We start from the raw sequence: 19,687 nt of genomic DNA on the forward strand, positions 1-19,687 counted from the left end.
CATGCCTTCCTCACACATGTCACAGTTCAAATCGGATTTCCTGCGCACGCTCGATGAGCGCGGGTTCATTCACCAGATCTCGGACCCCGAGGGGCTCGATGCGCTTTGCGCCAAGGGCCCGATCACCGGCTATATCGGGTTCGACGCCACGGCGACCTCGCTACATGTGGGTTCGCTCATCCAGATCATGATGCTGCACTGGCTGCAGCAGACGGGGAACCGCGCCGTCACGCTGATGGGCGGGGGCACCTCGATGATCGGCGACCCCTCGTTCAAAGATGAAGCCCGCAGGCTTTTGTCGACCGAAGACATCGCCCAGAACATTTCCGGGATCCGCAAGATCTTCGCGAAATACCTCAGCTATGAGGATGGCGCGCGTCCGGCGGTGATGGCCAACAATGCCGACTGGCTGATGGATCTCGGCTATGTCGAGTTCCTGCGCGATGTGGGCCGGCATTTCTCCGTCAACCGCATGCTTTCCTTTGATTCGGTGAAACTGAGGCTCGATCGCGAGCAATCGCTCAGTTTCCTCGAATTCAACTACATGATCCTGCAGGCCTACGATTTCGTCGAACTCAACCGCCGCTATGACTGCGTGCTGCAGATGGGCGGCTCGGACCAGTGGGGCAATATCGTCAATGGCATCGAGCTCGGGCACCGCATGCTCGACAAGCAGTTCTATGCCCTCACCTCGCCGCTCCTGACCACCGCCTCCGGCCAGAAGATGGGCAAGACGGTGGGCGGCGCCATCTGGCTCAACGAGGACATGCTCAGCGCCTATGAGTTCTGGCAGTACTGGCGCAACACCGAAGACGCCGATGTCGAGCGCTTCCTCAAGCTCTATACCGTGTTGCCCATGGACGAGATCGCGCGCCTCACCGAACTGGCCGGGAGCGAGATCAACGAGGTCAAGAAGATCCTCGCGACCGAAGTGACCGCGCTGGTGCATGGCCGTGCCACTGCGGAAGAAGCAGCCGAGACGGCCCGCGCCACTTTCGAGCAGGGCGCGATCGATCTCAGCCTGCCGACTTCGACCGTCCCGCAGGGCGAGCTCAATGCCGGGATCGGCGTTCTGGCCGCCTTCGTGACCGCGGGCCTCGCCGCCTCGAACGGGGAAGCCCGGCGTCACGTCAAGGCCGGCGCGCTCAAGGTCAATGATGCGACCGTCGAGGATGATCGCGGCACCCTCACCGAAGCCGATCTGCTGCCCGAAGGCGTGATAAAGCTCTCGGTCGGCAAGAAGCGCCACGCACTGCTCAAGCCGCAGGGCTGACCTCCATCGCGCTGTCCCGGCCGCCGTGCCGCGAAGTTGTAACCGTGCCCAGCGCCGTGTCGCTTGAGATAAAGAACGTTGAGCCGGTTCCAAAGTCACCTCCCCCTTGACGGGGGAGGATGGGTGGGGGTGACGCTGTGTATGCGTATCGTATGGCGGACCGGGATTTCCTTAAGCCCCCACCCGGCTCGCTGCGCTCACCACCCTCCCCGCTTTGGGGGGAGGGTTTGAGCCGTGCGGCCCATCCTTCACACCTCGACGAGGCCCCGGCTCAAGGCCGCCGGCGTGAGGCCAGAAGTGTCCGGGGCAGCCCGGACGTTTGGACACGCGACGCGTCCTCATCTTGAGAAGATAGATTGGAGCCTGGGCGCCGCCCCACCCTCACCCGTCATTCCCGACTTGATCGGGAATCCAGCGGCGGGAAATCCTGCCCGCCGAAAAGCCCTTCAAACAAGCAAACGGTCTCATGCGCCACTGAGTCCCACGCGCCATAGAAATGGCGCGCTTGATTCCCGTCTTCATGGGAATGACGCTGGTTGGTTGTTAAACGCGCTTTCCGCTGTCCCGGTCTATTGCTGGACGTTAGCCGGATCTTCGGTGCGGAATTCGAACAGCCGGCGGAAGACGCCCGGCGCCAGTACAGAGGCCGGATTGACCCGGAAATCGGGATTGTCGAGCGGCCCTTCCACCTTGAAGGTCACACCGACAAGGCCCTCCCCTTCGCGGCCACCAAGCAGCCGGCCGAAGATCGGGAGCTGCTGGAACATGTTGTTGAGCCCGAACAGCGGCACATAAGTGCCCGCCAGGTCGTAGCGGCCGGCCTTGGTGTAGATGTTCCCGCGCACCGTGCCGCCAATGCTGTCGCCATGCACGGCGCCCTCGGTGATGGTTATGACATCGCCCGAGCGCTGGAACGAAACCTGCGCCTTCTCGAAATTCACGCGGTTCTGGTTCGAAATGCGCTCGGCGCTCTGACGATGATTGCCCATGACCTCGGCTACCTTGGATTCGTCGACGATCGTGAAGTTGCGCAGCACGAACTCGCCCTGCTCCTTGCCCTTGCCCTGCTGATTGTCGATCACCAGGCTTCCCGTCCCGCCGATCATGCGCGGATAGGTGCCGGTGAACCGCAACAGCGTACCCATGTCGTTGGTGCCCACCGAGATCGACCGGCCCCTGGGCAAGGGGTTGGTGGTGATCGAGATGTTGCGGTCGTCGCCCAACTGGCCCTGCGCGGATATCCGCTGCATCTCGGTGCCTTCCAGCGCCAGGTTGAGGCGGAAATTGTAGGCTGTGGTCGAGTAGAATCCGAGCGCCCGATCCAGCTGCAGGTTGAGCTGGAAGGTCTGCCCACCAAGCTGGGTCTTCTTCTCGACCGCATCGGGCTTTTCGCCAAGGCCCAGGAATCGTTGCAGAACGGGCTTCAGATCGAGCTGTTCGCCGGTCAGCGAGATCGCATAGCCCCCATCGATCTCGTCGATCGACAGCGCGGCGGAATCATTGGCGTTGAGCCGGAACGTGGAGAATTGTGCCCCGCGGAGCTGGTTTTCCTTGTCGATGGTCAATTCGCCGGCCAGGCGAACATCACCGAAGGTCAACTCGACCTGCTCGAGCTTGGTCACGTCGCCATCGGGCCGGATCGCGGCAGTCAGTTGCCCGGGCGTGCCCTTGGGCTTGTTGACCGCGATATCGGCAATTGTCAGCGAAGCGTCGGTCAGATCAACCGCGATCTGCAGCACGTCATCTGCGACAGGCCGCGAGACGAACCGCACCGTGCCGTCAAGAAACTGTTCGAAGCCGAAGCCAAGCGCTTCACGCGCTTCGTTATCCAGCTCGGCGGAAGCCGTCATCATCAGTTCGCCGGCATCCCCGGAATGCAAGTCGAGATCGGTGGGAACGCCGTCGATATCGGCCTTGCCGACGATCTGATAGCCCGCCTGCGATGCCACGACGTTGAACATGCCATTGTCGATCATGTAGTCGCCGATCGGCTCCGAAGACGCGAAATTCTGCACCGAGCCGTTGAGCGTATAATCAGTTCCCGACATGCGGCCCGTGGCGTCCTGCAGCACGTTGGCGATCAGGGTCACCGCGACATCGCCGGTCATCGATTCAGGATCGACATCGAGCTCGATGTCTTCGAGCAGCTTGAACGGCTCGCGGTTTGCGAATGAGGTCACCGTCCCCAGATTCCCCGTCACATCTCCCGAGACTTCGAACACCTGATCAGGCGCGAACACGTCGGTGTTGAGATAGGCCAGATTGTTGATCTCGATCGATCGATCGCCTTCGCGCACGAAACCGCGGTCGAGGCGGAAGGTGATGGCATTGTCGTTCATCAGGAAGCTGACCGGGCCATCGATATCGAATTGCAGCGTGCCTTCGAGCTGCGCCAGTTCAAGGTCCCTGGCGCGGGCCTCGATGCGGATGCCGCCGGCGGGAACCCGATTGTTGGTGAAACCGTCGACCGAAACGGTGCCGGGATCGAGACGTACCTTGAAGGTGGCGTCCGTGACTTGCCCACCGGCGACGATCTGAACGAACTGGTCGCGGAATTCCTTGCCGATGAAATAGGGCCAGATCCGCTTGACCTGGTCGACAGTGCCGCCGCGCATGGCGACATCAAGATTGATGCCCAGCCCCTTCTGGATGAAGTCGAACCGTCCCTCGGCGCTGGCTTCAAGCCCGCCTGCGCGGACATTGACCTTGTCGACTCCGATCGCGCCGTAGACCGACGCGGACCAACCCTGGAACTCGACCAGTTCGATTTTCTTGCCCGGTGTTTCGAGATCCTCGGGATGCAGGATCGTGTCGGTCGCCTTGAACAGGATGCCGACGGTCGGGCCGTAATTCTCGTCGACGCCCAGCACGAAGGTGCCCTGGATCGTGGTCCAGGATTGTCCGATCGACATGCGGGTCGGCAGCAATTCGAAGGTCGATTCCTGCGGACGCCATTCTACGATCGTCGGTTCTGAGGTGATGGCGTAGAAATCGTCGAAGATCTGCAGCCAGGTTGCCGAAATGTCCGACACGATACGGCCATGGCGAATCCCCTCGTCTCCGAAATCGAGTTCGAGATCGACGTTGGAACCGCCCTTGACCGAGAAGTAGCCCTCTTCATCGTCGAGGACCGGCAGAAACACGGCCAGATCGACATTGACGATATTGGCGATCACCTTGCTGGTTTCGTTGGAGGTGGGTTGCCAGGTAATCCGGGCCGTTGTGTCCCGCCCGGAAATCTCGGTCGCCAGCGCGATGCGCACGCCCTCATCAGCTTCTGGTTCGATCAGAAGGTCGAAGGCTTCGAAATGCCGGTAGAGGCGATAGACACCATCCATCATCTCGACCGAGGCATCACGCACTTCGATCTGCCGCAATTCACCCGCCGTGAAGCGTTTCCCGAGATCGGCGAAAAGTCCCTCCAGCGCGTTCACGCCGGCCTGGATCCAGTCATTGTCGGACACAAGCTCGGCTGACGACCCCATGCCGATGCCGGATTCGTCGATGGTGACGGTCTGTTGTTCCGTCCGGTTTTCGAGGACCCGGACGGTGCTGAGTTCGTCCTCGCCCTCGGTGAACTCCAAGGACGCCAGCCGCACGCCTGAGAAATCCTGGAAAATCTGGACTTGCGGGGTGTCGAGGATCAGTTCCGCCGCCGGGCGCCCGAACAGCGCGGCAACTGGCGAGAATGCCACCCGCACTGAATCGAGCGAAATGGTCGCGCCACTCGACACGTCATGCACTGTCATTGGCGACAGGACGATCATCGGGCGGACGCCGTTTTCGATGGCAATGCCCGCCCCGCCGAATTCGGCAGTGAAGCCGTCAGGCAGGTTCTCGTTGACGTATTGCTCTGCGGTGTCCTGCAGGAACGGGACGCCTTGCGGGCCGATGATCAGCCGCGCATAGACCACCGCCAGCACCAACATGAACACCGCACCCACGATCAACGGCCAGCGGGCGCGGCGGCGCTTGTGATGCACCATGGTCCTTGGCTCGATCGTCACGTTTTGCGGCTGCTGGTTCACTGCGAATGATTTGAGCGATTCATTTCCTGACACTGTTGCATGGTTGCCGCGCCAAGTCTTGCGCTGATGGCCGATGATGGGGGCGGCAATATGGCGTTTTGCACGGCTTGCTGGTACCACCGGCGCTCCCACCGTCGAACGAAACGGACCAAGACCATGAATACCGGTGACATTGCCCCCGAAATCGCGCTCGCAACCGATGCAGACGACCGCTTCGTTCTATCCGAACATCTTGGCCGCAAGGTGGTGCTGTTCTTCTACCCTCAGGACGACACCGAGACGTGTACCAAGGAGGCCATTGATTTCAGTCAGTTCGCCGAGGCATTCGCCGAAGCAGACACGATTGTGGTGGGGATTTCGCCCGACGATGAAAGCTCTCACGCCAGGTTTCGCAAAAAGCACAAGCTCGCTGCCGTTCTGGCCGCCGATCCGGAGCATGAGGCGATTGAGGCCTATGGCGTGTGGCAGGAAAAGAAGACCTTCGGCAAAACCTATATGGGTGTCGTGCGCACGACCTATCTCATTGGTCGCGATGGACGAATCGCGGGCAAATGGGTGGTGACGCGGGTCAAGGGTCACGCCGAGGCCGTGCTGCGGGCAGCTCAGGATCTCGATTGATTCCCGGGGCGACGAAAGGTCTCGTCAACCACAAATGAGGCGAATAAGCCGTTTATTAACCATGAAGCGGCACACTGCTCCCGAGTTTGAGTTGTATCGAGTGGGGCAGATTGGTGATCAAGCCACAGCAAAGGATGGGCGCCAATTCACGTCAGCGGAAAACACACAGGGGCGCCTTCGCCCTCGTCTATCTGCTGATCGCGGGGCTTTTCGCAAGTAATGTCGCAACCGGGCTGGCCCTGGTCTTCAGTCCGGATGTCATCCGGTTGATGGAAAACCAGTCCCGCGAGGACATGGGCGTCTATGAAGATCGTATCGCCCGCCTCCGGCTCGAGGTGGACCGGTTGCACTCGCGCCAATACGCCCGCAGCGGAGACATTAACCTCCAGCTTCAGGACCTGATGGCCCAGCAAGGCCTGCTTGCCGAGCAGCAAGACTACGTCAAGGCGCTCGCCGACAAGGCCCGCTCCATGGGCATTGAGGTCAAGGTCCCCACCTCCACAGCCCGCCCTCAACTGACCAGCAGCCTGTTTTCGCTTGACGATGAAAGCCGGGGGGTTGAAGGCCTGATCGACCAAATCGAGACCATGCAGAGCGAGACGCTGATGGCGATGTCCGCCCTTGCCCGGGCGGCCGACGAATCGACCAATTCCATACTTTCCGAGATGGAACAGCTCGGCATATCGACCAAGTTGCCCGGTGCCAAGGTCGCCCAGGGTGGTCCGTTCATTCCGGCGCTCGATGATTCCGACATGACTGCTCATGTCGATGCCGCCAACCAGGTCATTCAGTCGCTCGACCGCTTCGTCAGCGCCAAACAGCTGGTTGCCAGCGCACCGGTCCACCGCCCGCTTTCCGCCGCCTATGCCATCACATCGAATTTCGGCAATCGCCACGACCCGTTTAACGGGCGAAGCGCCTTCCATTCCGGCATGGATTTCGGCGCCAGCCGCGGCACGCCGGTGCGCGCTGCAGGGGCCGGCAAGGTGATTTTTGCGGGCCGCAAGGGCGGCTATGGAAATGCGATCGAGATCCTGCACGAAAACGGGCTTGTGACCCGTTACGCCCACCTGTCGCGCATTCTTGTCAGCAAGGGCGAGCAGGTCACGTTCGAGAGCGTGATCGGCAAGGTCGGCTCGACCGGGCGCAGCACAGGTGCCCACCTTCACTTCGAGGTCCGGCTCAACGACAAGCCGGTCAATCCGGCCCGGTTCATGAATGCGGGCAGCCGGCTGTCGAAGTTCCTCTGACCGGCGCGGACAGTGGCGCTAAACGTGGGTCAAAATGTTGACCAGGCGCCCGAACGGATCCCGGACATAAAAGCGCTTCACGCCCCAATCCTCATTTGTCGGCCCATACTCGATAACGAAGCCGGCCCTCCTCGCCCGCTCGAGCGTTTCATCAAAATCGTCGACCTCAATCGAGATGTCCGGAACCGGTGTGCCTGAACCGCCCTCGGTCATGACACTGATCTGGGGGCGCGTCGCGGCTTCACCGGCCGCGAATGTCACGATCCAGCCCTGATCCATCGCGATATCCATATCGAGGACATCGCCGTAAAAGCTTCGGGCCTTATCCAGTTGGTCTGCCGCGATGTTGGTCACAATGCGCCTGACGGTCATGTGCCTCTCTCCGGCCATGCGAATTCTGGTGTCTAGTCGGCGTCCTTGACGCCAACGCGCTCGGCCAGCGCCGCTTCGATGAACCCGTCGATATCGCCATCCAGCACATCGTTTGGCGAGGTGTGTTCAACGCCAGTGCGCAGGTCCTTGACCAACTGATAGGGCTGCAGAACGTATGAGCGGATCTGGTGGCCCCAACCGATCTCGGTTTTCTGGGACGCCTCTTCCATCGCCGCTTCCTCGCGCTTGCGCAGTTCATGCTCGTAGAGGCGTGCTCTCAACATGTCCCAGGCCGTGGCCCGGTTCTTGTGCTGGGAGCGGTCGTTCTGGCACTGCACAACGATATTGGTCGGCAAATGGGTGATGCGCACGGCGCTGTCGGTGGTGTTCACGTGCTGCCCGCCGGCACCCGAGGCGCGGTAGGTATCGATGCGCACGTCGGATTCGGGGATTTCGATGTCGATTGAATCATCGACCACCGGATAGACCCAGACCGAGGAGAAGCTGGTGTGCCGCCTCGCCTGGCTGTCATAGGGCGAAATGCGCACAAGCCGGTGCACGCCGCTTTCGGTCTTCAGCCACCCATAGGCGTTAGGGCCTTTGATCTGCAGTGTCGCGGACTTGATCCCGGCTTCTTCGCCGTCATGGATTTCCATGACCTCGACCTTGAAACCACGGCGCTCCGCGTATCGGGTGTACATGCGCAAGAGCATGTTGGCCCAGTCCTGGCTTTCCGTACCGCCTGCGCCAGAGTGAACTTCGAGGTAGCAGTCATTGCTGTCCGCTTCGCCCGACAACAGCGATTCAAGCTGCATGCGCGCGGCCTGCGGCACCAGATCGCCGATTGCCTTTTCCGCTTCAGCCACGACATCGGCATCGTTTTCGGCCTCGCCGAGTTCGATCAGGTCGATATTGTCCTGAAGTGCGGTTTCGAATTCGATCACGCGCGTGACCTGCCCTTCGAGATGCTGGCGTTCCTGCATCACCTGTTGAGCGCTCTGCGGATCGTTCCACAAATCTGGGTCTTCGGCCTTCGCGTTCAGCGCGTCGAGGCGGTCCTGGGCTGTATCCCAGTCAAAGATGCCTCCTCAGCAGGGTGATCGCCTGCTGGATTTCGTCGATCTGGGACTGCACTTCGGCGCGCATGATACCTCCATCGGGCGGGACCGGAATCGCGGACTGCCGTCTCTACCCAATCGCATGTGCGCCATCAAGTCCCGGGTGATTCCCGTCATAGGTCTGAGCGCCTGACGTCATTTCACATAGAGAAAATCAGTCACAGTACTTTTGTAGAAAACTACGGCTTCTACGTATCAGATAGTCTTTATAGGCTATTTTTTTCTGTTGCAATTTGACAACACCCCTCCCATCTCAAAAGTATTGCGTAGAATTATCGGATTCCAGGGTTGCGGCGTCCGTGCGGATCGGCAATCAATTCAATCGGTTATGAATTTGCCGATATGTCCAAGTTGGAGGGGACACTTCATGAAACTCTTTTCTACTCTGGCTGTAGCTCTCGTCACCAGCACTGCTCTGGTGACCGGCGCCTCCGCCACCGATCTTCTGCTTCCCGAATATGACGAAATGGCCGCGCCGGCCGGCTTTGACTGGGGCGGCTTTTACGCAGGTGTTGGCGTCGCTGGTATCGCATTCGACGACGGTATCACTTCTGGCAGCTACCTTAGTCTTCAGGCGATTTTAGGCGCCAACATGGTGAGCAATGATCTGGTCTTTGGTATCGAGGGCTACATCGAGTACTACAACTCGGATGACTTCGCCGCATCTGGTGTTGCTGGAGGGGTTGAAGGTCGAGCCGGTGTCATTGCCGGTGGTGATGCATTGATTTATGCCAGCATCGGCCTACACCGGTACGACGGCGGCGCGAACTACGCAATGTTCGGCGGTGGCGTTGAACTTGCCGTTACTGAATCGAGCACGATCGACCTAAGTTATGACTACATGTATCAACTAGATGAGATTGTTCCGTTCATCGGCCACCGCGCTTCGGCTTCCTGGAACTGGTACATCGACTAGTCGATTGTCCATTTCAGGTCCCTTGGAAAAGGGTCGGCATTGCCGGCCCTTTTCTTTTGTCCCGGGCGGCCGGCCCGCCATGCCACTGTTCTCGGTTCACGGCACTATGCTTAACGCGAGGTTAACTCTCGTCGGCGACAAGAGGGGGGTTATGAATTTGCTGGGGGCAGCTGACGATGGGAATCCGTTTTACAATCGCTTCACTCGTGGCGGCTTGCGCCTTGGCAGCCGGCCCCGCCATGGCGACCGATCTCACGCTTGAGTACAAAGAGCCGCCCGCAACTCCGCCCTATCCCTATGCAGGATTTGACTGGGAGGGGTTCTATGCAGGCGTTGGTTTCGGCAGCACAGGCCTTACCTCGGGTGGCCCTGCAGATCAGGAATACCAATTTCAGGGCATCGCCGGCTTCAACTTCCTGGCCTCCAGCGTAGTGCTTGGCGCCGAGGTCTATGCCGAATATGTGACCGATTTCACCGACAGCACCACCGCCGTGGGGGCCGAGGCGCGCGCGGGCTATCTGGTAACCGATGATATGCTTGTGTACGCCGCGCTTGGCTTGCACCGCTACCAGCCCGGCGGGGTATATGCGACAGGCAGCATCGGTGCGGAGTTCGTTGTTGGCGACAGTTCAACAATCGATGTGAAATACAGCTATCTGGATCACACCAACGGGCCTTTCTGGGGGCACAAACTGTCGGCATCCTGGAACTGGCATTTCGAATAAGCGCTAACAGGTTTATCGAAATGATGTTCAAAGGCCGGCGTTTGCCGGCCTTTTCTCATGTGTGAGTTGAGTTCTCCCACCCCTGCCTTTGTGAAACTCCACGCGCGCGCTGCGATCTCACTGTCAATGGCCGACAAACAATGTGTTTCGAGGCCACACGCACCGTGATGCTTGTCGCTAATTAACATGTTCACTAGCCTTCCCTCGAACCGGGGAGGTCAGCATGTCGCCATTGATCGTATCAACAGTGCTGGTGCCCTTGGGGCTGGGTTTGTGCGCGGGTCTTGTCCTGCTGATCCTGCCGCCGCGCCGCCTGGTCTGGTGGGCGATCGCCGGCCTGCTCGCCATACTCGTCTATGTCAATTCCGAGGGTGTACCGCCCTTCCCGCCCATCGCCTCCAAGCAGCGCCTTGGCTATGTCATCGCTCTGGCCGTTCTGCTTGCGCCGCTGATGAGCCTGACGTCCCGCTGGATAGCCGCGGCGGTCTATGTCGCTTTGTCTTTCATCGCGCTCTACTGGCTGGGTGGCGCCCGTCTGGCTTCGCCCGCAAACTGGGCGCCGCTTGCCTGGCTCACCCCCCTGCCGGCGCTGTTCGGCCTGGCAACAGCCGGGTTTGCCGGCCGTGCCGCACAGGCTGGCACCGCACACACAGATGCCTTCTACCGTTTTCGCCTTGGCACGCTGGTTACCGCGATCGGCGCGAGCATTCTCACGCTGATCGGTGGCTTTGTGGGCATGGCCCAACTGGCCGGCGGCCTGGCCGCCGCGACCGGCGGGTTGCTGATCGTTACCTACAGCAAATCGATCCTCGGTAGATCGGGGCCGCCCGAACTTGGTCCCGATGCCGCAGCCCGGGCTCTGTCGGGCACATTAACGGCCATTGTACTGATTTCGGCGCTTTTCACGCCCACGCCCAGCCCGCTTGGCTTTTTCCTGCTGGCGCTGGCGCCTCTTGCCGCGCAGCGCGTGCCGGTTCCGGCCGGGCTGCCGGCCTGGGCCCGTCCATTTGTATTCGGCCTCGCGGCTGCGATTCCCGTCATCGGCGCCGTCATCGCGGCCCTGCTTTCATCCGCCGGCTGAAGAGCAACAGCCGCCGGCAACCCTGCCCATACCCCCAAGGAGAGGAATATGCTCAAGACCATTACTACCAGCGGCCTTGCCGCGCTTGCCCTGACTGCCCCGGCACTTGCCGCCGACAGCTACACCGTCGACCCGCAGCACGCCTGGGTGGCGTTCGAAACCTCTCATGCGGGTTGGACAACCGCGCATGGCCTGTTCTCCGGCATCACCGGTTCGATCACCTGGGACAAGGACGAGGTGAGCAACAGCGCTGTCGAAGTGACCATCGACACATCAACGATATCTTCGGGCTTCGAGGATCGCGACAAGGATATGCGCAGCCCCGACTTCTTCAACACGCTCGAGTTCCCGACGGCGAGCTTCAAATCGACCTCGATCGAGCAAACAGGCGAAAACACGGGCACGATCACCGGCGATCTGACCATCATCGGCGTGACCAGGGAAGTCACCCTCGATGCCGTCTTCAATCAGGAAATTGCCCTGCCCTGGGATCCGTCGACCTTCAAGGCCGGCTTTTCGGCTACCGGAACCGTGCAACCTGCCGATTTCGGCATGGCCAAGTTCACCGAGTTCGGTCTTGGCCCCGACGTGACCCTTGAGATCGACATCGAAGCCACGAAGAACTGACAAGCGCGCATATCTGCAAATGAGAAAACCGGGCCGCCTCTGCGGTCCGGTTTTTTGTGTCAGGAAAGCCTAGAACAGCCCGCCGCGGCCCTCGTCGAACTGACGGCCGGTAAAGGTCTGGGAATCGGTGAAGACCGACGAATCGACCCCGATCACCGAAGTGATGAGGTTGGGGCCGGTTCCGGGCTTGAACGCTTCCACAATGCCGCCCGAGGCGACCTTCACGCCGGTTGCCGGATCGATCACCATTTCGGTCATGCCGCCGGGCATGTTGAACGGGGTCGGCGGTTTGCCGGCCAGCGCCTTGGCCATGAAATCGGTGAAGATCGGTGCGGCAAGTTCACCGCCGGTTGCCGAACGCCCCATGGATTGCGGCGTGTCGTAACCGATGTAGACGCCCGCCGCCATGTCCGGCGTGAAGCCTACGAACCAGGCGTCCTTGTAGTCGTTCGAGGTGCCGGTCTTGCCCGCGACAGGACGATTGAGCGACCTCACCCGCGTGCCGGTACCGCGCTGCACTACGCCCTCAAGCATCGATGTCACCTGATAGGCGGTCATCGGGTCGAGGACCTGCTGTCGATTGTCGATAATCAGCGGCTCGGACTGGTTCTGCCAGGACTGGGCGTCGCACCCGTCACAGATGCGCTCATCATGGCGATAAACCGTCTCGCCATAACGGTCCTGGATACGGTCAATGAGGGTCGGCACGATGCGGCGTCCGCCATTGGCAATCGTAGCATAGGCGGCAGTCAGCTTGAGAACCGTCGTCTCGCCTGCTCCAAGCGCCATGGCCAGATAGGCCGGCAGATCGTCGTAGATGCCGAAGAGGCGCGCATATTCGGAGACCATCGGCATTCCGATGTCCTTGGCAAGGCGTACGGTCATCACGTTCCGCGAGCGCTCGATGCCTCGACGCAGGGTCTGTGGCCCGTAGAACTGGTTGGAGTAGTTTTCAGGCCGGTAGGTCGAGCCATCATCATTCTGGATCTCGAGCGGCGCGTCGAGCACCACAGAGGCCGGTGTGTAGCCGTTGTCGAGCGCTGCGGCGTAGACGAAGGGCTTGAACGACGAACCGGGCTGCCTGAGCGCCTGGGTGGCGCGGTTGAACTCGGATTCGTCAAAGGAGAAACCGCCGACCAGCGCCAGCACGCGGCCGGTACGCGGGTCCATGGCGACAATGGCGCCTTCGATCTCGGGCACCTGGCGCATCTGGAACACGCCTTCCTTGCCTTCGACGGGCTCGACATAGATCACGTCGCCGACATTGAGCACCTGGCTCAGCGGCTTGGCGATCCACTTCTGCTCGGGTCCCGGCAGGCTGGCGGTGACGCGGTCGACCGACAGGCGGCCATCGACGTCGCTTTCCGGACGCAGGCCGATCGTGGCCGCGTTCTGCTCAAGCTCCAGCACGACGGCCAGCGTCCATTCGGGCACGTCTCTCAGCGGGCTGATTTCGTTGAGGTCGTCGCCCCAATCATCGTCCAGCTCGATGGTCGCCACTGGGCCGCGGTAGCCCTGTTTCTGGTCGAAATCGACAAGCCCGTCCATCAGCGCCTTGCGGGCATAGGCCTGCAGGCGCGGTTCGAGCGTTGTCCGCACGGAAAGACCGCCGCCATAAAGCTGCTCTTCGCCATAGATTTCGGCGAGGCGCCGGCGCGTCTCTTCGGTGAAGTATTCCGCCGAATAGAGCTGCGAGCCCTGGGCGCGGGGCACCACATTGAGCGGCTCGGCCTGGGATTCGTCATGCTCTTTCTGATCAATGAAGCCGTTCTCGAGCATGCGGTCGAGCACCCAGTTGCGGCGTTCAATGGCGGCTTCCGGGTGCCGGAAGGGATGGTAGTTCGAGGGCCCTTTGGGCAGCGCTGCGATATAAGCCGCCTCGGCAGTCGTCAGCTCGTAAAGCGCCTTGTCGAAATAGTTGAGCGCGGCGGCCGAGACGCCATAGGAATTCAGCCCGAGGAAAATCTCGTTGAGATAGAGCTCGAGGATCTTGTCCTTGGAGAACGTGCTTTCGATCCTGAGCGCCAGCAGCACTTCGCGGATCTTGCGCTCATAGGTCTGATCCGAGGTCAGAAGGAAGTTCTTGGCCACCTGCTGGGTGATGGTCGACGCGCCCTTGAGCGGGCCGCGCGTGCCATTGAGGACCTGTTCGACATTGTCGCGGACGGCGCGGAGGATGCCTTCGATGGCGATACCGCCATGACCGTAGAAATTCTTGTCTTCCGCCGACAGAAAGGCTTCGCGCACCGTATCGGGGATCGTCTCGATGGGCTGGAACAGGCGGCGCTCGCGCGCATATTCGGCCAAAAGCGTGCCGTCGGCGGCGTGAACACGGGTGGTGACCGGCGGCTGGTAGTCCTTGAGGACGGTATAGTCCGGGAGATCCTGGGACAGGTTCCAGACATAATAGCCTGCAACACCTGCCACGATCAGACCGGCAAAAGTGCCGAACCCGAAGAGCCAACCCAGCAATCGAAACATCGAGATCCCCGTTCCGCCCCATTCCCGGGGCACGTTGATTTGCCGTGCTATTCTAACAAAGCGCGGCGAAAATTGGACCGGATCGCGGTCCCCTGCCCCATTCGGGGCAATTGTCCGGGCAGTGTTGCCCAAACACGACGGCGCGCATCATCCATGCTGCTCGAAATAGGCCAGAATGCCCCGCGCCAGCGCTGATGCGACGCGGTCGCGCCATTGGTCGGTGTTGAGGTTCGCCGTGTCTTCCGAGTTCGACAGGAACCCCAGTTCGACCAGGATGGACGGCACGTCCGGCGCCTGTAATACGAAAAAGTCGGCCTTGCGCAAGGGGAAACGCCGCATCCTCACCGAAGCGTCAAGTGCGTTGACCACCGCGTCGCCAGCCAGATAGGCCTGACGGCGTGTATCGCGGCGCATCAGGTCGACCAGGATGTCGACGACCGCGTTGTCACCGTCCGGTGGCGAGAAGCCGGCCACGAGATCGACCTTGTTTTCCTGTTCCGCCAATACCTTGTCGAGGATGTCGGTGGCCTCCTCGTCGCGCGTATAGACGCTCGCGCCGCGCACATTGGGCTGGGAAAACGAGTCCGCATGCAGGGAGACCATCAGGCTGGCCTGGTTCTCCCGGGCCAGGGTCACGCGCTCCTCGAGCGACAGGAACTCGTCGCTGTCACGGGTCAGCGCCACGTCGAACTTGCCGGATTCGACCAGATATTCCTGCAGCTTGAACGCGAATTCGAGCACCACGTTCTTTTCCAGCAACCCGTTGGCGGCCTGGGCGCCGCTGTCGATGCCGCCATGGCCGGGATCGATCACGATCAGCGGACGGCCCGTCGAGGCACCGTCGGGCTGGGCCTGTGTATCGGGCGAAGCCGTGTCCGCTTGTGAAGCGGCGGGCGCTGCCGTCTTGGCATTGGCGGCGAAGTTTTCCGCCGTGTCCGGAATGAGGTCGACCACGATGCGCGCGGGCTGGTCGCCAAAGGCCTCAAGCGCATAGGCCTGCTGCACCTTGGCGGGTCCGGTGAGGAACATGACGGCCCTCGCCGACCCTTCGTCCACCATGCCGACCGAGTAGCGGCCGACCAGACCTGGCTCGGCAATCTCTGCGGGGGTATCGAATTCGACACCTGCCGCGTCGAGCTCCAGGACCACGCGGTCCGGGTCGGTCACGGCATGAATTGTGTATTGCGTCGCCCCGCTCAGGTCGAGGATCAGCCGGCCACGCTGGGCGGTGGTGACCATGCGGGCACCGAGCACCGAAGGTGCGGCCGCACCAGCCTCCTTCTCGGAAGGCTCCTGAGCAATGCCTGGCGCCAGGGCAATGGCCAAAAACGCCGCAAAGGCAAGGAAACCGAGGGAAAACGGGCGGAATATGGTCCGTGTCATCAGGTCGGCAGCGCCATGAGTGATTCGTGTCAGGAGCGCATCAGCTTGCGCGCGAATGGGGTAACATGTTGACGCAGGCGTGAAACCCCGCAGTTTCGTTGGGGTGAACAATATTTGTTGCACAATTGACGTTGTAACCGTAAAGACACAGGCGGACCTGTCGGTGGGCAGCGCCGTCAACGGCGATACCCAAAACCGCCCGGGACCTTGTCGGACGACAATCCGGACCGCATATACCGCCAAGAGCACATGCAGATCCGGATGACCGGCATGGTCCGGGATCCGGCACAAGACATGTCCAAAGCGAGTTTCGGCTCCCAAAGAGCCAGTCGGCGGGCCCCAATAGCGCCCGCCCACAACCGGAAGTGACTTGATGGGCAATCTCTGGCAGAACGAACAGGATACCGTTCGGCGCCGCCAATTCTCCCACATCACCCCATCACCACGCCCGTTCCTGATGGCCGGCGGCGATTCCGCTCGGCTGATTTTCCCTATGTCCGCCCCACCCGGCGAAACGGAGAGGACCGGCGCTATGCCGTCCGTCCCCGACCGGGGTGCGAGGGCGCGCGGAGTTTTTAAGCATGGCTTCAAAGAAGATGCTGGTGGATGCCATCCACCCGGAAGAAACAAGAGTAGTTGTCACTAGCGGAAACCGTCTCGAAGAATTCGATTTTGAATCGGCCACCCGCCGCCAACTGCGCGGCAATATCTATCTCGCGAAGGTAACGCGGGTTGAGCCGTCACTGCAGGCCGCCTTTGTGGATTACGGCGGCAATCGCCACGGTTTCCTCGCCTTCTCCGAAATCCACCCCGATTATTACCAGATCCCCGTCGCCGACCGGGAAGCGCTGTTGCGTGACCAGGCCGAAGAGGATGCTGCACAGGCTGCAGAAGACGATGCGGAAGCGCGCAAGCCCTCCCGCCGCCGGCGCCGCCGCAAACCGCAAGCCGACAATGCCGCCGCCTCTGGCGAGGCCGATCCCAGCGTGAGCGAGGAAGCCGCGGAAAGTGCGGCAGACGATGCGGATGCCTCGCCGCGTGAAGCGTCGGATGATGTCGACGAGAACGGCAGCGACGAGAATGGCGAGGCCGCAGAGGACTCCATCGAGCAGCTCGGCAGCGACGATGCGCTCGAGGAAGTACCGCAGCGCCGCCAGGGCCGCGCCAAGAAGTACAAGATCCAGGAAGTCATCAAGCGCCGCCAGGTGCTGCTTGTGCAGGTCGTCAAGGAAGAGCGCGGCAACAAGGGCGCGGCGCTCACCACCTATCTGTCGCTCGCCGGCCGGTATTCGGTGCTGATGCCCAACACGGCCCGCGGTGGCGGGATTTCCCGCAAGATCACCAGCGCTGCAGACCGCAAGCGCCTCAAGGACATTGCCGGCGGGCTCGACGTGCCCGAGGGCATGGGCGTGATCCTGCGCACCGCCGGTGCTTCACGCACCAAGGCCGAGGTCAAGCGCGACTTCGAATACCTGATGCGGCTTTGGGAGAATGTGCGCTCCCTCACCCTTGAATCCACGGCGCCGATGCTCGTCTACGAGGAAGGCAGCCTGATCAAGCGTTCGATCCGCGATCTCTACAACAAGGATATCGGCGAAGTGATCGTTGCCGGCGACGCGGCCTATCGCGAAGCCAAGGACTTCATGCGCATGATCATGCCGTCACATGCCAAGCATGTGCAGCCCTACAAGGACGATCAGCCGGTCTTTTCGCGGTTCGGGATCGAATCTCAGCTCGATTCCATGTTCTCGCCCCGGGTGACCCTGCCCTCGGGTGGCTACATCATCATCAACCCGACCGAAGCACTGGTGTCGATCGATGTGAACTCGGGCAAGTCGACCAAGGAACACAATATCGAGGACACGGCGCTGCAGACCAATCTCGAGGCTGCAGAGGAAATCTCGCGGCAATTGAGACTGCGCGACCTGGCCGGCCTGATCGTGATCGACTTCATCGACATGGAGGAGAAGCGGAACAACCGCACGGTCGAGCGTAAGCTCAAGGACTGCCTCAAGCATGATCGCGCGCGCATCCAGATCGGCCGGATCTCGCATTTCGGCCTGATGGAGATGAGCCGCCAGCGCATTCGCTTCGGCGTTCTCGAGAGCTCGACCCAGCCGTGCCCGCACTGCGAAGGCACCGGCCTGATCCGTTCGGTAGAAAGCCTCGCGCTGATGGTCATGCGGGCGGTGGAAGACCATGTCCGGCGCAAGCCCGGCCAGTCGATCTGCGTGAATGTGCCGGCGGAAGTCGCTCTCTACATCCTCAACGCCAAGCGTCAGTTGCTGAGCGAACTCGAGCAGCGCTTCGGCCTGGCCATCCAGGTGTCCGCCCAGCCCGATCTCGGCGCCAGCCAGTACAATATCGAGCGTCTCGATATCACGGCGCCCGAGGCGATTGTCAGCCATGTCCGGCTCGATTCCGGTGTCATGGACGCGCCTGAGCGCGAAGAGGAAGAGCAGCAAGAGCAGCAAGAAAAGCTCGATGACAATGCCGGGGGCCGCAATAAGCGCCGCCGGCGCCGTCGCCGCGGTGGCGAGGACGAGGCAGAGGCCAACAGCGAGGCCGATTCCGCCCAGGCGCAGGAGGACAAGTCCGAAGCGCGCAGCCAGGGCGATGAGGACGATGACGACGAGAACCAGCCCCGCAAGCGCCGCCGGCGCGGGCGTCGCGGCGGCCGACGCAATCGGCGTGGCAATGAGGGCAACGAGGCCAATTCTGACGGCAACGCCCAGACCGAGGCTGTTGGCTCCTCTGAAAAGGAGGATGCTGGCGACAATGCGCCCGGCAATGACGGCGAAGATGCCTCCTCGGAAGATGCCTCTTTCAATGAGGCTGGAGCCGAGACCGTCAATGCTGCTGCAGCTGACGCCGAACCTGCCGAAACCGTGAGCGATGCCGAAGCGGTCGCCGCGGTCGAGAAGGCGGGCAGCGCCGAGACCAGCGAGGAAAAGCCGGCCAAGAAGCCGCGCCGCCGTCGCAGCAAGAAAACCGATGACGCCGAGAAGGTGGAAACTGCTGCCCAGGACCTCGAAGGCGACAGTGACGGCGCCGAGAAGTCCGAAAAGGCCGATGATGCCCCTGTTCCAGTGGCTGAGGACAATTCGGCTGAGGACAGTTCGGCTGAGGACAGCCCGGTTGAAGACAAGGAGCCGGCAATGGCTGACGCTGATGCGTCCGAGGACAAGCCCTCCCGGCGCAAGGCCGCCGCACCTGAGTCCGACGAGATCATTGTGACCTCGACATCGGGCAGCAGCGCCGAAAAGCCCAAGCGCGGCTGGTGGCAGCGCGGCTGACCGCCGAACACCATCCACCCCGAACACAAAAGCGCCGCCCATCGGGCGGCGCTTTTCGTTGTTGAGCTGTGTCGCCTGCGGCCTAGTTGAAGGCCACGACCGCCGACAGGATCACCAGGAAAGAGACCACGCCGGTTGCAGGGCCATACCGCTTGAGCTGGCCTGCAGCCTGTTTGTCGCCCTTGCGTGCCTTCTTGCCGGCGCTCTCCGCCAGCCCGACCAGCACCAGCATAACGACGACAAGCACCATCTTGACCCAGAAGGCCCACGGCATTTCGCCGATGCCACCGAATTTGGTGAAGACCAGGATGATGCCGGTCACAATCAGCAGGACCAGCCCGATCTTGCTGAGTCGGCTTATGCCGGCCTGGATTTCCCAGAATTTGGGGCGCGTCTCGTCAGAAGCCGAGGCGATAAACCCACCCAGCACGCCGCCGGACATGCCGGCACCGACACCCATGCCGAGCCCGACAAAGTGGGCCCAGAGCAGCACGTAATTCACATAGTCCATTCGTTCCC

14 protein-coding genes are annotated in these 19,687 nt (G+C 61.4%); 8 read left to right on the forward strand and 6 right to left on the reverse strand.

The genetic code is table 11. The features are described from left to right. Positions 1-16: 16 nt before the first annotated feature. The gene (gene tyrS / locus G489_RS0101690; RefSeq protein ID WP_029040054.1) at positions 17-1,273 is read left to right on the forward strand and encodes a tyrosine--tRNA ligase; all 1,257 of its coding nucleotides are present in this window, start codon (positions 17-19) and stop codon (positions 1,271-1,273) included. Between the two features lie 569 nt (positions 1,274-1,842). On the opposite strand, the gene G489_RS0101695 is transcribed toward tyrS, so the two are convergent. Continuing rightward, positions 1,843-5,280, reverse strand: a complete 3,438-nt coding sequence (locus tag G489_RS0101695; protein WP_155889279.1) for an AsmA-like C-terminal domain-containing protein — start codon at positions 5,278-5,280, stop codon at positions 1,843-1,845. Positions 5,281-5,457: 177 nt separating this feature from the next. Here G489_RS0101695 and G489_RS0101700 point away from each other — a divergent pair, with 177 nt between their 5' ends. Next, complete coding sequence (locus tag G489_RS0101700) at positions 5,458-5,919, forward strand: peroxiredoxin (RefSeq protein WP_029040056.1); 462 nt, start codon at positions 5,458-5,460, stop codon at positions 5,917-5,919. A gap of 113 nt (positions 5,920-6,032) precedes the next feature. Then, entirely contained in the window at positions 6,033-7,169 is a 1,137-nt protein-coding gene (locus G489_RS21530) for a M23 family metallopeptidase (protein ID WP_155889280.1), read from the forward strand. An 18-nt stretch (positions 7,170-7,187) separates the two neighbouring features. Here G489_RS21530 and G489_RS0101710 read toward each other — a convergent pair whose 3' ends face one another. Both G489_RS0101710 and prfB read right to left on the reverse strand, forming a co-directional pair. Beyond that, on the reverse strand, positions 7,188-7,541 hold the full coding sequence (locus G489_RS0101710; protein ID WP_029040057.1) for a VOC family protein: 354 nt from the start codon (positions 7,539-7,541) through the stop codon (positions 7,188-7,190). A 32-nt stretch (positions 7,542-7,573) separates the two neighbouring features. Beyond that, a protein-coding gene (gene prfB / locus G489_RS0101715) for a peptide chain release factor 2 (RefSeq protein WP_155889281.1) occupies positions 7,574-8,687 on the reverse strand; the annotation gives its coding sequence in 2 pieces (ribosomal slippage) (positions 7,574-8,617 and positions 8,619-8,687; 1,113 coding nt in all). A gap of 339 nt (positions 8,688-9,026) precedes the next feature. On the opposite strand from prfB, the gene G489_RS0101720 reads away from it, so the two are divergent. The 4 genes from G489_RS0101720 (at position 9,027) to G489_RS0101735 (ending at position 12,008) form a co-directional block, all read left to right on the forward strand. Beyond that, complete coding sequence (locus G489_RS0101720; RefSeq protein WP_029040059.1) at positions 9,027-9,575, forward strand: outer membrane protein; 549 nt, start codon at positions 9,027-9,029, stop codon at positions 9,573-9,575. Between the two features lie 239 nt (positions 9,576-9,814). Further along, complete coding sequence (locus tag G489_RS0101725; RefSeq protein ID WP_029040060.1) at positions 9,815-10,300, forward strand: outer membrane protein; 486 nt, start codon at positions 9,815-9,817, stop codon at positions 10,298-10,300. 223 nt (positions 10,301-10,523) lie between these two features. Beyond that, positions 10,524-11,381 carry a hypothetical protein gene (locus G489_RS0101730; protein ID WP_029040061.1) on the forward strand — a complete coding sequence of 286 codons (858 nt, stop codon included), beginning with the start codon at positions 10,524-10,526 and terminating at the stop codon, positions 11,379-11,381. Between the two features lie 48 nt (positions 11,382-11,429). After that, positions 11,430-12,008: a YceI family protein gene (locus G489_RS0101735; protein WP_029040062.1), complete on the forward strand. Its 579-nt coding sequence runs from the start codon at positions 11,430-11,432 to the stop codon at positions 12,006-12,008. A gap of 69 nt (positions 12,009-12,077) precedes the next feature. Here the strand turns inward: G489_RS0101735 and G489_RS0101740 are convergent, their stop codons facing one another. Beyond that, complete coding sequence (locus G489_RS0101740) at positions 12,078-14,489, reverse strand: penicillin-binding protein 1A (protein WP_029040063.1); 2,412 nt, start codon at positions 14,487-14,489, stop codon at positions 12,078-12,080. Positions 14,490-14,636: 147 nt separating this feature from the next. Then, positions 14,637-15,872 carry an N-acetylmuramoyl-L-alanine amidase gene (locus G489_RS18675; RefSeq protein ID WP_051332197.1) on the reverse strand — a complete coding sequence of 412 codons (1,236 nt, stop codon included), beginning with the start codon at positions 15,870-15,872 and terminating at the stop codon, positions 14,637-14,639. Positions 15,873-16,453: 581 nt separating this feature from the next. Here G489_RS18675 and G489_RS0101750 point away from each other — a divergent pair. Continuing rightward, on the forward strand, positions 16,454-19,168 hold the full coding sequence (locus G489_RS0101750) for a ribonuclease E/G (RefSeq protein WP_029040064.1): 2,715 nt from the start codon (positions 16,454-16,456) through the stop codon (positions 19,166-19,168). Between the two features lie 82 nt (positions 19,169-19,250). Here G489_RS0101750 and G489_RS0101755 read toward each other — a convergent pair whose 3' ends face one another. Then, positions 19,251-19,679 carry a hypothetical protein gene (locus G489_RS0101755; RefSeq protein ID WP_029040065.1) on the reverse strand — a complete coding sequence of 143 codons (429 nt, stop codon included), beginning with the start codon at positions 19,677-19,679 and terminating at the stop codon, positions 19,251-19,253. Positions 19,680-19,687 lie beyond the last annotated feature (8 nt).

The sequence above is a fragment of the Cucumibacter marinus DSM 18995 genome, assembly GCF_000429865.1.
Classification (GTDB): Bacteria; Pseudomonadota; Alphaproteobacteria; order Rhizobiales; family Devosiaceae; genus Cucumibacter; species Cucumibacter marinus.